13 protein-coding genes are annotated in these 16,326 nt (G+C 43.0%); 7 read left to right on the forward strand and 6 right to left on the reverse strand.

The features are described from left to right. Nucleotides 1-73: 73 nt before the first annotated feature. Both dnaJ and H6550_15005 read right to left on the reverse strand, forming a co-directional pair. Nucleotides 74-1,240 carry a molecular chaperone DnaJ gene (gene dnaJ / locus H6550_15000; protein MCB9047439.1) on the reverse strand — a complete coding sequence of 389 codons (1,167 nt, stop codon included), beginning with the start codon at nucleotides 1,238-1,240 and terminating at the stop codon, nucleotides 74-76. Nucleotides 1,241-1,317: 77 nt separating this feature from the next. Then, on the reverse strand, nucleotides 1,318-1,890 hold the full coding sequence (locus tag H6550_15005; GenBank protein MCB9047440.1) for a nucleotide exchange factor GrpE: 573 nt from the start codon (nucleotides 1,888-1,890) through the stop codon (nucleotides 1,318-1,320). Between the two features lie 1,252 nt (nucleotides 1,891-3,142). On the opposite strand from H6550_15005, the gene H6550_15010 reads away from it, so the two are divergent. Next, nucleotides 3,143-3,523: a hypothetical protein gene (locus H6550_15010; GenBank protein MCB9047441.1), complete on the forward strand. Its 381-nt coding sequence runs from the start codon at nucleotides 3,143-3,145 to the stop codon at nucleotides 3,521-3,523. 50 nt (nucleotides 3,524-3,573) lie between these two features. Here H6550_15010 and H6550_15015 read toward each other — a convergent pair whose 3' ends face one another. Beyond that, nucleotides 3,574-4,497 (reverse strand): IS1595 family transposase, encoded by a 924-nt coding sequence (locus H6550_15015; protein MCB9047442.1) that lies wholly within the window; start codon nucleotides 4,495-4,497, stop codon nucleotides 3,574-3,576. Nucleotides 4,498-4,740: 243 nt separating this feature from the next. On the opposite strand from H6550_15015, the gene H6550_15020 reads away from it, so the two are divergent. Genes H6550_15020 through H6550_15030 form a run of 3 tightly spaced genes read left to right on the forward strand, consistent with a single transcriptional unit; the run spans nucleotide 4,741 to nucleotide 6,008 of the window. Continuing rightward, a complete protein-coding gene (locus H6550_15020; GenBank protein MCB9047443.1) occupies nucleotides 4,741-5,427 on the forward strand; it encodes a DUF433 domain-containing protein in 687 nt (228 codons plus the stop codon). Beyond that, the gene (locus H6550_15025) at nucleotides 5,427-5,837 is read left to right on the forward strand and encodes a hypothetical protein (protein MCB9047444.1); all 411 of its coding nucleotides are present in this window, start codon (nucleotides 5,427-5,429) and stop codon (nucleotides 5,835-5,837) included. The genes H6550_15020 and H6550_15025 overlap by 1 nt, the downstream gene beginning before the upstream one ends. A 12-nt stretch (nucleotides 5,838-5,849) precedes the next feature. After that, nucleotides 5,850-6,008 carry a hypothetical protein gene (locus H6550_15030; protein ID MCB9047445.1) on the forward strand — a complete coding sequence of 53 codons (159 nt, stop codon included), beginning with the start codon at nucleotides 5,850-5,852 and terminating at the stop codon, nucleotides 6,006-6,008. A 478-nt stretch (nucleotides 6,009-6,486) separates the two neighbouring features. On the opposite strand, the gene H6550_15035 is transcribed toward H6550_15030, so the two are convergent. Further along, nucleotides 6,487-8,202, reverse strand: a complete 1,716-nt coding sequence (locus H6550_15035) for a T9SS type A sorting domain-containing protein (GenBank protein ID MCB9047446.1) — start codon at nucleotides 8,200-8,202, stop codon at nucleotides 6,487-6,489. Nucleotides 8,203-8,646: 444 nt separating this feature from the next. On the opposite strand from H6550_15035, the gene H6550_15040 reads away from it, so the two are divergent. Continuing rightward, on the forward strand, nucleotides 8,647-11,061 hold the full coding sequence (locus tag H6550_15040; protein MCB9047447.1) for a T9SS type A sorting domain-containing protein: 2,415 nt from the start codon (nucleotides 8,647-8,649) through the stop codon (nucleotides 11,059-11,061). Nucleotides 11,062-11,368: 307 nt separating this feature from the next. On the opposite strand, the gene H6550_15045 is transcribed toward H6550_15040, so the two are convergent. Further along, nucleotides 11,369-13,438 carry a response regulator gene (locus H6550_15045; protein ID MCB9047448.1) on the reverse strand — a complete coding sequence of 690 codons (2,070 nt, stop codon included), beginning with the start codon at nucleotides 13,436-13,438 and terminating at the stop codon, nucleotides 11,369-11,371. A 287-nt stretch (nucleotides 13,439-13,725) separates the two neighbouring features. Between H6550_15045 and H6550_15050 the strand changes: the two genes are divergently transcribed. Then, nucleotides 13,726-14,937, forward strand: a complete 1,212-nt coding sequence (locus H6550_15050) for an alanine dehydrogenase (protein MCB9047449.1) — start codon at nucleotides 13,726-13,728, stop codon at nucleotides 14,935-14,937. A 16-nt stretch (nucleotides 14,938-14,953) separates the two neighbouring features. After that, nucleotides 14,954-15,316 (forward strand): TerB family tellurite resistance protein, encoded by a 363-nt coding sequence (locus H6550_15055; protein ID MCB9047450.1) that lies wholly within the window; start codon nucleotides 14,954-14,956, stop codon nucleotides 15,314-15,316. Between the two features lie 77 nt (nucleotides 15,317-15,393). On the opposite strand, the gene H6550_15060 is transcribed toward H6550_15055, so the two are convergent. Continuing rightward, nucleotides 15,394-16,236, reverse strand: coding sequence for a transketolase (locus H6550_15060; protein MCB9047451.1), 843 nt, complete (start codon nucleotides 16,234-16,236; stop codon nucleotides 15,394-15,396). Between the last annotated feature and the right edge of the window lie 90 nt (nucleotides 16,237-16,326).

Genomic DNA, 16,326 nt, shown 5'->3' on the forward strand with positions numbered 1-16,326 from the left:
TCATTCAGAGGTTGTTATTAACAAACAAGTTGCAAATCAATAACCACCCATTAACAAAAAGAACTATACTTATCTACCCACCGAAGGCGTTCTTTATTTTATCGAAAAAGCTGCGTTCTTCCCTTTCCTTCACTGCCTCTTCGCCGGGCTGAAGATTAGGAGATGAGGACAACTTATCTATCAACGCTTTCTCTTCAGGTGTCAGGTTTTGTGGCGTCCAGACATTTACTTCTACCAGTTGGTCGCCTTTTTCGTATGACTGGAAAGCCGGGAAGCCCTTGCCTTTCAGCCTGAATATCTTACCGCCCTGCGTACCCGCAGGTATCTTTATCTTGGCCTTGCCATCTATGGTAGGTACCTCAACCTGCGTACCGTTCACTACATCGGGAAAGGAAAGGTGTAAGTGATATATCACATCCAGTTCGTTGCGTTTCAGGTGCGGATGTTTTTCTTCTTCTATCAGTATCAGCAGGTCGCCTTTGGCACCACCGCGCTCTCCCGCATTACCTGCGCCGCTCATGCTCAGTTGCATACCATCATATACACCAGCAGGTATATCTATTGATATCGTGTCTTCGCCATATACCCTGCCTTCACCTTTACAAGCAGTACATTTAGCTTTTATCTGTGTACCCTCACCGTTACACGAGGGGCAAGTGGCTACCGTCTGCATCTGTCCCAGGAAGGTGCTTGTGACCTTGCGTACCTGGCCGCTACCGCCGCAGGTGCTACATGTCTGTACCGAAGCAGAATCTTTTGCACCACTGCCGTGACAGGTATTACAGCCTACATATTTTTTGACCTTTATCTTTTTATTGGCACCATTGGCAATTTCTGAATAGTTAAGCTTCAATTTTACCCTCAGGTTGGCACCACGGGTACCCCTGCGCGGGCCAGACTGGCGGCCACCTCCGAAGAAAGAGCCAAAGCCTTCATCGCCGAAAATATCACCGAAGTTGGAGAATATGTCATCCATATTCATACCGCCGAAGCCGCCACCGCCACCGGAAGCGCCGCCCATACCGGCATGGCCGAACCTGTCGTAACGGGCTTTCTTCTCGCTATCGCTCAGTACGTCATAGGCCTCTGCCGCTTCCTTGAACTTCTCCTCAGCAGCAGCATCGCCGGGGTTACGATCGGGGTGATACTGCATCGCTATTTTGCGGTACGATTTTTTTATCTCATCTGCACTTGCACTCCTGCCTACTCCCAGTACTTCGTAATAATCTCTTTTTGCCATAGAATATGAATAACTCCCGGTTTCTATCCTTTTTCCTGCGGTATAGCGGGGTTTTATAATGCGTTTATAATTGTTAATTAAGCACCAACCACAACTTTGGCGTGACGGATGAGCTTATCATTCAGGTAATAACCCTGTTGTACCACGTCGATGATCTTGCCTTTCATCTCTTCGGTTGGGGCGGGTATTTCTGTTATTGCCTCGTGCAGATCTGCATCAAAATCTTTACCTATGCAGTCCATTACTTTGAGGCCTTTTTGCTGCAAAACATGCTGTAACTTATTGAAAACCAACCTGGCACCTTCTTTTATCTGCTCGGGATCATTATCCGTTTCCATTTGCTTCATGGCCCTGTTGCTGTCGTCTACCACGTCCAGCAGGCTTTGCACGATGTCTTTTCCTGCCGTTGCAATGGTATCCAGGCGCTCGCGGGCGGTGCGTTTTCTGAAGTTGTCAAACTCGGCTACCAGTCTCAGGTTCTTATCTTTCAGTTCTTCCAGTTCTGCACGCATCTTTTCCGTTTCATCTACTTCGCCAGCCACTTCTTCGCCTGTAAACTCTTCACTATCAGCACCTTCCATTTCTTCAGGGTTCACACCTTCAGCACCTTCGTTCAGTATATCTTCTTGTTCTGCAGCTTTATCGCTCATTTTGTTCTTTTTTTTGAAAATCATCCGCAAAGTTAATAGCAATAAGTTTGCCACCGGCTAAAAGGGGACAAAATGTCGGACACACATGGGAATATCTGACAATTTGATAATGGTATAGGGGACAATGTTTCATGTTAGCATAAGTGATTTGGCTCCTGATATTGTTAAGTGACTTTGCTATTTTTTGCCTTAATGAGCTCACATAGGTTCGTTTGTTAAGTAATTCCGTTTTGGGGTTTAACCATGAGTTAATATTCAGTTTCGTTAAGTTGTTGATAATTAATGTCTTGCAGTGAAAACTGTTAAGTAATGTTAAGTAAAACAGTATAGTCGTTGTACTTAACAATGCATAAAAAAGTCCCGCAGAGGCGGGACCGGTTTTGTTGCGTATATGTTGGGGTGAGGGCATTGGCTTATAGTTTTATTAATGTCCCGCCATGGCGGGATCTTCGTAATTTCATTCGTTTTTATTATAACAAATATACGTTATTTTATTCATTATTACAATTATATTTTGTAGATAGTAATGCTTGTCTGAATCAGGATTCACAGGATTGGAGGATTAGCAGGATAAGAAGTTGGGGTGCTTTTAGGATGAGTGGATAAATGCAGCTTATTGCAAGTTCTCAGGGGATGTCTCTCTGCGTTCGACATGACGGCATTGATGGGGGCTGATCGGTGTGGTGACAACAGCGACCAAAGGGGGAAATACACACCCCACCTCACTGTGTTCGGTTGCCCCTCTCAAGGGGAACTATATACGTGTTGGGACTAAATGAAACTTGCAAATAGATTGCAACGGAATGTAAGTATTTTGTCGTATATTATATAGAGTGTTTTTCACGTTGTTTTATAAGTGAAACAATGTTATAATTGCACCTTATATAGGATTAGCATTTATTTTTCACTAATTACATTCCTATAGCGTAACTTTGCCAAAAGGAGTCAGTATGAATGTGACTGACAATGGCGAAGCCATATAAATCACATTCTTTCTACCTTATATATGGAAAATATTCTTATTGATTGGTGCAAATCGCACATCCCCCACATTAGTATTATTGTCGCATTACTATTTGCTGCTATTTGGGTGACATGGAGGATTACACGGGCATATTTTCATTGGACTTCACGGGTCAAATCTAATGAACAGCACGGAACGCGTATAGATACAGATATACTCCCAAGACTTACGAATATAGATCAATCCATTAATAAACTTATTGTCTATTTAAAGACAAAGCATAATGATATGGATTCCCAATTATTTACCGTAAATAGCCCATTAACATTGAGCCCCGCAGGCAAGGACTTATTACTAAAGTCTGGAGGCAAAAAGTACGTAGATGACAATTTGGATATGCTAATTGAACACATGAATGAATTGGGTATTAAATCAGCATTAGACTCTCAAAGACTGGCGAGGTACATTATTATAGAGCATATGCCAGATGAAAACTTTAAACCGATAAAAGACTATATATTCAATAATCCCAAGTATAAGTATGAATATAATGGTGAACCACGTGAATTAGATGTAGATACAGATAATATGGCTGCCGTTATGGGAGTGTATTTACGAGATAAGTATCTTATTACCAGACCTGATTTGAACGTAGAGGATATACCATAGGTATTATATTATATGCGAACTTAAAAGCCTACCAACCCGGTAGGCTTTTTTTATTTCCCAATTAATTCGCTATATCTCAATCTTGTACCTGAAACCTTTAATACAGCACTTTCAAAGCGTTCTACGCTTGTTAGTTGGCGGGTGTTATACCTATATCCAAACTCACTGCAATAGTTATCTAAGTGCTTTACAGACACGCTATGATATATACCATAGATGCCACGCTTTAAGATTGACCAAAAGCCCTCTATTGAGTTTGTGTGCCAGTTGCCACGTACATACTCGTCTTTGTCATGGTTAACTATCTCGTGACCCTTAAACTCCTTATTCAGGTCTTTATATGCACCGTGACCATCTGTTATGATTACGGCCTCTTTACTCACTATTGAACGTACAATAGGCTTAATAGATGCACCTGTTGCATATCCTGTAAGTATTGGGCGTAATACCATATTACCGTTACGTTGCAAAAGACCTACCATAGGAGTTTTACCTACCATACCAGTAGCGCCCTTTTTATTACGCTTAGATTTATGTTTGTTGCGCTCCTTGCCTCCTATGTACGTTTCATCAATCTCAACCTCACCAGTCAATTGGTCGGTGCTATTGTCCTTTAACATTTCACGAATACGGTGTAAAACAAACCATGCTGATTTTTGAGTGATACCTAATGTTTCAGATAATTGTACAGAACTAACACCTTTCTTTGAGGTAGTACATAAGAACATAGCCGCAAACCATGTTCTAAGACCGATTTTAGAATTTTCAAAGATTGTACCTACTGTTACAGAGAACTTTTTGTTACACTCTTTTTCACCACACTTATAACCCCTGTTAGTAGTGTACACTTTGATACTACCACAATGAGGACATGCAGGTGTACCACCCCAACGCTGTTGTGCGTACCATGCTTTGCATGTTTCTTCATCCTTAAAGAAATCGAGTAATGTTTGTAAATTTTTGAAGTTGGTCATGTTTTGCGGCTTGTGATACAAATATACAATTAGTCCCACATTCTACCTAATATTACAATGATTATTTTGCATTTATTTTGTTAATGTATATCAATGATTGGCATCATTATTGTACATTTGTATAAATGAAAAATAGTAGTGCTGAGAACACTACTATTTAGATATTTTTTGATAAAATTTGCTTTGCTGTATATTGACCTATTGCAAAGTTACCATGATATTGTTTATATTCAAAAAATATTTATGACAGCAACACAGCAAGAAAATATCAAGCCACATATTGGTGAAGGAATATATTTAGTTAAGGACGTATCACAAATATTAAACCTTGATTATGAGCTATGTCGTAGATGGATACTGGGATATTGGGATAGTAGCCTTAAAGAAAATTTTAGTTACGTATTTGGAGAAAAACGTAATAGAGCTATAAACTTCTACAGCTTAATTGAGTTTTATACTTTTTATAAATTAAGAGAAAAAGGGATAGGTGCTACAGCTATAAGAAAGCTACATGAAGATTTGTCAATAAACTTTAAAACGCCATATCCATTCGCTTTCGCATACGATTACTACATAGAAAGCAGGAAGCAAAAGAAGTTTGTAATAATTGACATTATCGATGGGTTGCTGAAAAATGATGGGAAGAAAAAACTATACTTAAAGTTTTACCTCGATGAGTTTTTAGAAAAGGTAGAATTTGGAGATAACAATGTTGCGAAAAGATTTTTCCCTCTTGGCAAAGATAAAAATGTGGTTGTTGACCCAAAGCATCAATTCGGACAACCTATAGTTGAAGGTACAAACATAAAAACGCAAACAATATATAGTTTGCATAACGGTGGAGAAACAAATGAAAATATTTGTATATTGTATGACCTGACCGAAAACCAGGTGCAAGATGCAATTAATTTTCACCGAAAATCAGCTTAATGCTTTTTGTCTTTGACGAGAATTTACCACAACAGCTTTGTAAAGGATTAGACATGCTTGAACAAGCAAATCTTAGAAGTCCGCATAAAGTTGAGGCTAAATATGCTATTGAAGTAATGGGTAAAAAAGGAGCTCCCGATGAGGATTTAATTGTTAAGGTGGGTGAATTGGATGGTATTTTAATTACACAGGATAAGGACTTTAGAAGCAAAAAACACTATTTCACGCTTTACAAAGAATACAATATAGGTGTTGTGCTTTATTCATTACCAAGTAAAGATGTTTATTGGGATAAGGTTAAATCATTTATCAAAAATTGGGAGGACGTGAAACAAAGAATAAGTGAAATTGAAAAGCCATTTGCTTTGATTATTTCTAAGACTGGTGGGATACAGACATATGATTTTTAGTAACTTTATACTATGACTGATAAGAAAGATACAGGCAAAAAGCGTGCTGACAAGTACGAAGAGAAAGTAACCTTTGACGGTACTTTTGAGGATATGGTTAAAATATCCCTGAAAGATGCTGACAAGAAAGCAAAGGAGAAATCAGAAAAGAAAGAGACTAATAATAACTAACCGTTTTGCGGTAGCTCAATGGATAGAGCAATCCTTTGTCGAAGGATTGGTTGTGGGTTCGAATCCCACCCGATTATAAACTAACAAGTCTATTGTCGGGTGGGCTTTTTATTTCCCTTATCTAGTCCCAACACGTATATAGTTCCCCTCTCAAGAGGGGAAGGTAATTGCCTGTCGTTAGTTTCTGCGCTCGACATGACGGCTTTGATGTGGGCTGATCGGTACGGTGACAACAGCGATCAAAGGGGAAATACAATACACGTTTGGGCAAGATCGCTTCCGTCGTATTTGTCGTGGCAAATACTCTGTCGCAATGACGCGAGAGGGGGCGGATACTTCACTGCACGGTGTTTTGTTCAGTACGACAGCTTTGATGTGGGCTGATTGGTGCAGTGACAACACCGACCAAAGGGGGAATGGTATATAAAAAGGAAAGCCGCCCCGTAAGGGCGGCTTTTAATGGTAAACGAGAACTGTGTTATTGTTTTACAAATTTCACTTGTTCTGTATGGCCATCTTTGCTGAGTTGCAGCATGTACATGCCGGAAGCTAAAGAAGATGCATTGATCACTGCATTATTGCCTGATACTTTGCCGGCAACGATATCTCTGCCTGTCATATCCCGCATTATGTAATCAACACCGTTTGCATTTGTAACATACAGTTGATTTTGTACAGGGTTGGGGTATGTGGCAATATTTGTTCCTAAAGTGCTTGCGACACTTTCAGGTCTGCCCGGTTTGTAAGAATATGCACTAGTTAGCAGGTTGTACCTGAGAAATGTACCATCAAAATAGGCTACCAGTTGGCCGTACCCGGTATTGTTTGCGGTAGCAATGGCAATAGCCGGCCTTGTGCCTCCCATACTGAATGGAGAGCCTATCTGTAACTCATCCGGGTTAGCTTCCCAATAATAATTAGACCCGGTGAGTATAGGCTGGGTAGCTGAGTTGCTATTATCCAGGCCAAAAGCATAAAAATCACCACTGGAAGTATAAGAATAGGGATAGGTAGGATTGTTATAGTCGGAATAGAATGCCACAGGGTAACTGTAATAACCACTGCCATAAGCAGCAGCAGCCGAACCTACACCTGTAACAACCGGCATAATAGCTTCGTAAGAATTGCTGGAAAAACCGTTAGAACTATTAAAATCAGAAGCATCAACTTCTTCAATAATATTATTTAACAGTCCCGGGAAATAGGTATAGGTATTGATCTTGGAATAACTGCTATTATCTGACTCTGCCACTACAACAGAGGCTACAGGGTCGGTAGTAGATGTACCACTGTAGTCATGATACATAGGGCCGGATATTCTTGGGTATTTCAGTTCGTCATTGTTTGTAGTCGTATTAGTGTTTAATGTTTTGGCTGCACTTACACTTTTAGTGTTGTAATCCCATTCTCCCAGGTACAGGTCATCACCTGTATTGGCAAGGTAGGTTACATAACCCATGTTTGAATAGCCTGATCCGCCAGAGTTTGAAGCAGTTACAGCTGTGACATCAGGATATTTACCATCATCTATTTTAAAATCACTGTTAGTAGACGGTATGGGGTGATTTACCCCGTTTTGATCTATTACAGCCTGGTAAGCCCATACTTCATATACGCCCGGTGTACTGGTTTCGTGATGCCAGGTAACTGCGTAAGCTATGGTTTCAGTTACCCCTCCTAGAGAGGGTGTGCCATAAGCATGCCATAATGCAATATGCGGGTACCCGGCTTTATCGTTATTGCTGTTGGCCGCGTTAGAGTTAATGCTTATCTCCACCGGGTTGTTGGTAGGGCTGGGAGTTATGATAAGTGTATTAGAAGTAGTTGAAGTAATATCATAATGTTCCAGGTATATCCTGCCGCTATATTCATACACCAGCAGCGCAAAGAATTTTAAAGTACCAAGTGTATTATCATAATAACTACCTATGGCAATATCCGGGTCGTTTGCTGTGCCGCCGCTAAGACCACTGCCTGACATAGGTAATGGACTTGGCGGTATTGATCCATTTATATTAGACATTATAGTAAAGCCCGAGTAATTGCTTACAGGATAAGCATTGCTTGCACCTGAAAATGCGACACCATACAACAGGTCTGGTGTGCCACTACCAAATCCGTAGGGTACAGCACTGCCGCTGACCACGTCCACCGATATCATATCTGCATTTATAGTGCTTAAGGTAGATGTCAAAAAACTATATGTACTACAGTTGCAAACTGTTAATGCCCCGCTTGTGTTTCCAGCAGGTTGTATCTGTTGTGCTGATAAATTTGTTGTTGCTAACAAAAGAATGATCAGTATTGTATTTGTTGTTTTATTAATATTGATTTTCATTTTTGTAGTTTTTTAGGATTATTAAAAATATGCAACCCAAGAGTGAGGATTGCAGGTATGTTGAATATGTAGAATAGTTATGGCGGATGCAGGGAAGATTGAAAAATAAAAAAGGATGTGGGGGTATAAATGAGCATAGTGATAGACGTTGTTACGTAAAAATATTCTTGTTTTTTTTAATAAAAAAGGGTGTTTTCACCCATTTTTATTAATGCATTAGATTAATATTTAATGATAGGGGGAAAACACCCTATTATATGAAGCAATAATTCAGTAACTTTAGAACTTAAAATTCAACATATGAAGCGCCGAACAGCTTTTTATCACCAGATTAGAACAGCTTTAAGTATCTATGTTTCTTTTATATTATGCTTATTTGTTAATGTAAGTACAGCACAGGTTACCTACCATGTGCAGCACACAGTTGGCACAGTGTATTATGGAAATACGGGAGTGTTAATAACGTCTACTGGTACTGTCCAAACCTCCACTTATTGTAACGGTCGATATTGGATATCCAAACCAGCTGTTACCAATGCTGCCAGGGATTATAAATTTGATTTTTCGGTACCAACAAAACATGTTACTATTACAATAGGGTGGTCTGAAACAACTGAACTGTTCAGTTTTAAGATAAATAACCAGCATCATTACCTTAGCTATAATGAACTAAGTGCCATACCAACAACAACTTGTGGGTGTGGTGCCGGTACCGATACTATGTTTGTAATAAATACACAGGGTGATCTACTAGATACTGGTAATCACAATATAAATGGATGTTTAAAAGTTGATATTTTTAACTCTGGTATTTATTCATTGGAAATCAGTCATAATTATCAAATGTCAGGTAGTGCATTAGGTATTTATTTTGTAGAGGATACAACAGTATTTATACCACAACCATATTATGACACTTTGTTTTGTGCAGGGGATTCTTTTCCTCTGTCGTATATTACTAACTACCGATTTCAGAACAACAATACATTTACAGCACAACTAAGCAACGCCAGCGGCAGTTTTGCCAACCCTGTAAATATTGGCAGCCGTACAGATACCACAGGTGATACCATATGGTGTACCATACCGGTAAACACTACGTCGGGTAATGGCTACAGGGTACGTATAGTGAGCAGTAATCCTGCAGATACCTCGCTGGACAACCAGGTGAATATACGCATCAAAGCATCGCCGCAGAGTTTCAGCAACAGCAGCAACAGCCCTGTGTGTACAACAGATACCCTGAGGCTGAACGGCAGCAGTACCAGCACAGGCATTACCTGGGCATGGACAGGGCCGAATAGCTTTACCTCCTCGGCTGAGGATACGGTGATAGCCAATACCGCCATGAGCCATGCGGGTAACTATATACTCACGGCAACGCTCAACAGTACGGGCTGCAGCCTGAAAGATACCACTACGGTAACGGTGCACCAGACACCTGCCAAACCAACGGCAGGCAGCAACAGCCCCGTGTGCGAAACAAAGACCATTAACCTGTCAACCAGCACCACCACAAATGGGGTAAGTTATGCATGGACTGGCCCGGGCTATAGTTCGGCTACACAAAACCCGACGGTGACCACCAATGCAGCAAGTACACATGCAGGAGACTATATCAGCACGGTAACCATTAATGGTTGCAGCAACCGAGATACGGTAACGGTGAGCGTATTGCCCAAACCTGCCAAACCTACAGCGGCTGCGCCTAACAGCCCGCTATGTGCCCACCAGGATCTGCAACTAACTGCTACTACCATCAATGGTGCTAACTACACTTGGTATGGCCCGGCAGGGTATTATGAGTACACACAAAACCCAACCCGCAACTACATGCAGCTGAACTATGCCGGCGCCTACTATGTATTCGCCAACCTGAATGGCTGTATATCAGATACCGACAGCGTGGTAGTGGTAGTCAATACCGACCCGAATGTGAGCATTTACCCCACACCCGGCACTACGATATGTGACGGGCAAAAAGCAATTTTTACGGCCATACCTACCAACGGTGGCAGCGTGGGCTATGACTGGCGGGTGAACGGAGCCAGCAAAGGAGTAACAACAGCCAGCTATACTACCACCGGCTTAAAGAATGGTGACGAAGTGACCTGCCTGATGGTGAGCATAGGTACTTGTGCCACCACCTTTACCGATACCAGCAACGCTATAAAAATGGTGGTGCAGGACCTGAAAACCCCAAGCGCAACCATAACAGCAGATGCAGGTCCTTCTTTATTCCCTAATGAGCCGATCAACTTTACGGCCACAACACAGGACGCGGGAACTAACCCTAAGTACCAGTGGAAACGCAACGGGCAAAGTGTAGGCGGCGCCACGGGTAAGACATGGGGCGCTAACGCTAATTTCCTCACCAATGGCGACAATATCTGTGTACTCATTACCAGCGACTATGCCTGTCCGAGCCCTGATACGGCACTGAGCAACTGCATCAAGCTGGAGATAAGGCTGGGTGTAGAGGATATTGTCCGTGACAATAATATCCGTATTTATCCAAATCCGACGAGTGGTACTATTACGGTTACATCCTCTGCCATCATAGAGCAACTCACCCTGACCGACCTGGTCGGAAAGCAGGTGTTGAGCCAAACCGGCGGTAGCAAAATAGTTCATGCCGATATGAGCAGCCTTGCCGCAGGTGTGTACATCATTAAAGTGAATGGCAGTGTAGCGGGGAGGGTTGTTAAGAAGTAAGACCCCCTATCCCCCTCCCGCCTGGCGGGATGATATTCCGGGGAGACTAAAATAATATCCAGGTTTTTGCGAGCAGAGAAGCATGTCTGAATCAGGATTCACAGGATTGGAGGATTGGCAGGATTTTATTTTTTTGTGCTGCCCTTTGGATGAGTGGATAAATGCAGCTTATTGCAAGTTCTCTGGGGATGTCTCTCTGCGTTCGACATGACGGCTTTGATGGGGGCTGATCGGTACGGTGATAACAGCGATCAAAGGGGAAATGGTAAAAATATTATTGCTGAATGTGAGCAACAATAAAGGTGGATCACATTCCCCGCTCTTTGACTACACCTATAAGGATAGACAGCAACTCTGAAGGGACAAATGGTTTGTTGATGATGTTATGAATATTCAGCAACGATACTTTTTCGCGGGCTTCGTCCAGGATATCCGCTGTAAAAATTACAATGTGTACCCCGGGATAGTCTTTGCGGATAGTGGCAGATAATTCAAAACCATCCATATGCGGCATGTGCAGGTCTACCAACGCTATGTCATAGTCTTTATCCTTCATTAACGCCAGTGCCTCCCTACCGTTCTGCGCGCAGTCGGGTACAATGCCAAAGTGTTCCAGTTGCTTGCGGGCCACCATGATATTAACAGGGTTGTCTTCTACCAGCAGGAAACTAAGAGCGGCAAATCTTTCGCGCCAGGCTGCTATATCATGTTCCGGTTTTACGTCCCTGATACTGTGGTCTGCAGCAGGTAATTCCATTTCCAGGTCGAAGTAGAATTCAGTTCCTTCACCCGGTGTACTGGATAGTTTTATTTCGCTACCATGCAGTGCTACCAACCTGCGCGTAATAGCCAGTCCCAATCCTGTACCCGCATATTGCTGTGATGAGCGCTGCTGCACCTGCCTGAAGGAATCAAAAATGTTTGCCTGTTCGTCCTCTGCAATACCTATACCTGTATCTTTTACCGCGATGCGCAATTTGACAGCCTGTGCAGTTTTGCCCATAAGTGATATATCAACCGTAACAGATCCTTCTTCAGTAAATTTCAGTCCATTGCTTACCAGGTTGTTGAGTACCTGGCTGAGCCTTATCGGGTCGCCAGTCACCATTTCAGGAATACCTTTGTCTATCCGGGCCAGTAACTTCAGCCCCTTTGCCTGCGCCATTGTGCCAAACTGTGTGTTGATATTGCCTACCAGTTGCAATAGGCTGAAGGGTTCTTTTATCAACTCCAGGTTACCCGTATCTATCTTACTGAGGTCGAGGATATCATTTACTAATTGCAGCAGGTGCCTGGAAGAAAACATAAGATTGTTCACCAACTCTTCCTGCTCATCAGTATGATTAAGTTCCAGCAAATTGGCAATACCTATGATGCCATTGAGGGGTGTGCGTATCTCGTGGCTCATGACAGACAGGAACCTGCTTTTTGCTTTTGCCTCTTTCTCTGCCAGTATCCTTGCCTTCTCAGTTTCTTCCTTTAGCTTATGCTGTGCGGTAATGTCTCTTATCACCAATGCCAGCTTAGTGTGTTCGGGGCTTTTATGCTCGTTGATAAGCGACACTTTTGCGTTGAACCGCAAGCCTATCGAAGGGTCGATATGCGCGTAGTCTACTTCTGCTGTTTCTCCAGAAGCAATTACTTTATCTACCAGTGCATCCATCTGGTCGGCAAGGGGGCCCATTACCTCTCTTACCGTTTTGCCCAGGAAACGCTCTTTGGGCATGAACAACAAGCTCTCGTCGCGCACCCAAACATCAAGGAACACCTTGCGGGCATTTATTTCAAAGATGATATCATCTACTGATTTAAGCAGTTCGTTCAGATGGTTGTTCAACTCCTGTTGCCTGCCTTCTGCATGCAGTTTTTCTGAGTGTAGCCGGCGGAATATGAGCAAGCTGTTGAAAGTGGTTTGCATCGGCTCCAGGAAATCGACCATAGCAGCATCGTAACCACCCTTGCGGTTGGCCAGGCAAATGAGGCCTATCAGGTTATCGCCCAGGCTAGCAGGCAATCCGATGAAAGATCTTATTTCACCATTGTGCTTCTCGCCTGCATTAAAAATAATAACATCTTCGTCCTGTAATAAATGGGCGGTAAGCATGGCACGTAATGGCTCGTCAATATGCCCTGAGTCTGCCAATATCTCCAGTTGTGGTGTACGTGCATCTGTTACCAGTTCTGCAATACAACCTTCAGGACTATCCGTAACACTCATGGCCAGTTGCAGTAACTCAACAAAAAGATCTTTAGGGCATTTGCCCAGGTAAAACCTGTCCTGCACGTTTTTAAGGCCAAATAATAATTTGTTCTGAAGGCTTATCTGTTTGAGAGTAACGATCTCACCGTTATCGCCATAGGTGTTCTGATCCTGCATACAAAAAAGTGTTTTTGGTTGCCCGATTTTTCAACCAAGCGCCAACGATAAAAGTACTTTATTCTAAAATAAGAACATAAGACGCAGAAGCCTGTTTTTTCAACATTGCTATGTGGTGAATTCAGCTATCCGGCCCAAATCTCTCATCGTCAGCATCACAATATAAGCATTTGTATAGCAAACAATTATGATGCAAGAGCAATGTTAACACGGATTTATGTATTGCTTGTTTCCTTTATCGGAGTGTTTTTACTAATTTTCTGAAAATTACGTATAAGTGCGCGCAGATGAGTAAAAAACCATACGTTTCACCTTCGTTTTCATATGTGCCACTGGAGGAGACACTTGAGATCTTACCGAAGAAGAGGAAACTTTTTATTGGTATACCCAAAGAGACATCTTTCCAGGAGAATCGTATTGCCCTTACACCTGAAGCCGTATCCGTACTTGTGAACAACGGTCACCGGGTAATAGTAGAACATAATGCGGGGGTAGGATCTTTTTACCTGGACGCAGATTATAGTGAAGCAGGGGCGCATATAGCTTACGAACGTGAAGAGGTTTTCAAAGCCAATACCATCATTAAGTCAGCACCGATATCGGAAGAGGACCTGCCGCTGATGCAGCCCAACCAGTTTGTGATATCGCCTATACACATGCCCCTGCTGAAGCAGGAGATGATAGAACAACTGATGAAGAAAAAGATCATCGCTATTGCTTTTGACTCAATAAAAGATGATTCCGGCACTTACCCTATTGTACGCTCTATGAGCGAGATAGCAGGCAGCACAGCTATACTGAATGCTGCCAAGTACCTGAGTAATGTACATAATGGCAAGGGTATATTACTGGGTGGTATAACGGGCATTCCTCCCGCCAAAGTACTGATACTGGGAGCGGGCGTAGTAGCTGAGTATGCCGCACGTACCGCCATAGGGCTGGGCGCGCTTGTAAAAGTTTTTGACAACTCGATATACCGCCTGATGCGCCTGCAAAACAATGTGGGGCAGAGATGTTTTACCAGTGTGATAGAACCGGTAACACTGGCAGAAGAACTTGCAACTGCTGATGTGGCCGTAGGCGCATTGAAACCGGTGAACGGTATCACACCTGTAGTAGTAAATGAAGATATGGTGGCTAATATGAAAGCAGGCTCCGTGATAGTAGACGTGAGTATAGACCGTGGGGGATGCTTTGAAACATCGCGTGTGACCACACATGAAAAACCTGTTTATCGCAAACATGATGTAGTGCACTACTGCGTGCCGAATATTGCGTCGGGCGTGTCGCGGACAGCCTCAGGAGCCATAAGCAATGTACTGATGCCTATACTGCTGGACTGTGCCGATATGGGTGGCGTAGAAGGTATCATACAGGCGAAAAGCGGCATCAGGAATGGTGTGTACCTGTATAAGGGTTGTGTAACGAATGCGCCTATAGCCAGGCGATTTAATATGAAATATACTGACCTTGACCTGCTGCTGGCGTCGCAGAGTTGAGACTAAATAAATTTATATGCCAAATAACAGAATCAACAAGACCGTTGCCGGATACCACCTGCTGATGATACTATCAGCTGTGGACCACAAATTTATTGCCGAAGAAGATACCGTTATCAGGGATTACCTGGTACAGGAGTTTCCTATTACAGTAGACCTGGATAAGGAAATGGAGATCATCAGCGCGCTGAGTGCAGACCAGTGGGAAAATCACTACCGTCAAATGATGGATGACTTCTATGACGACTCTACCGAGAGTGAGCGCAACAACCTGCTGCAGTTTGCCATTGAGCTCACCAAGGCGGACAATGTGATCACTCAGGAAGAGAATTATTACCTGAACATGCTGTTTGATACCTGGAAGCCTGATGAGGCGTAATCACGTTCAAACTTAAAATAATAAAGCACCTGTAAGGATATTACAGGTGCTTTATTATTTATGATCAATTCTTCTTTTTAATAATCCCCCAGTGTCTCAGGTAATTGGGCCAATGCTTTGGCCAGTTGCTCATCGTTTGGCGCAATACCGTGCCACTCGTGGCTGCCTTCCATAAAGTCAACACCATGGCCCATACCTGTTTTCATCAGTATAACGATGGGTTTGCCTTTGCCGGTTTCAGCTTTGGCAGCTTCAAGGGCATCCACAACAGCAGCCATGTCGTTACCATGTTCCAGGTTCATTACATGCCAGCCAAAGGCTTCGAATTTCGCCTGCAGGTTGCCCAGGTCCATTACATCTTTGGTAGCACCGTCTATCTGCTGGCCATTCCAGTCGACAGTAGCGATGAGGTTATCAATTTTATGATGAGCGGCAAACATGATCGCCTCCCAGTTCTGCCCTTCCTGCAGTTCGCCGTCGCCATGCAGTGAGAATACCAATTGTTTATCACCATTCAGTCTTTTGGCTAAAGCGGCACCGCAAGCCACGCTCATACCCTGACCCAGTGAACCACTGGCGATACGAACGCCGGGCAGCCCCTCGTGTGTTGTAGGATGGCCCTGCAACCTTGAGTCAATTTTACGGAAAGTCTTCAGTTCATCGACCGGGAAATACCCAGCACGTGCCAGGACACTGTAAAAAACAGGAGAAATGTGTCCATTAGACAGGAAGAACAGGTCTTCACCTTTGCCATCCATATCAAAATCGGTGTTATACTTCATCATGTGGAAGTATAGTGCCACCATATATTCCGTACACCCCAGCGAACCACCAGGGTGTCCGCTCTGCACGGCATGTACCATGCGAACTATGTCGCGGCGAACCTGTGATGCTGTATCTTTTAATTGTGCTAAGTCCATTTTCCGTATTTCAAGGATCAAAAGTAATGGTTAGCGCCGACTTTTCAGAGAAAAAATGCAGCCTGTTGCACAACCTGTGTATATTGCAAA

This window comes from Chitinophagales bacterium, from assembly GCA_020636495.1.
GTDB lineage: Bacteria > Bacteroidota > Bacteroidia > Chitinophagales > Chitinophagaceae > UBA5543.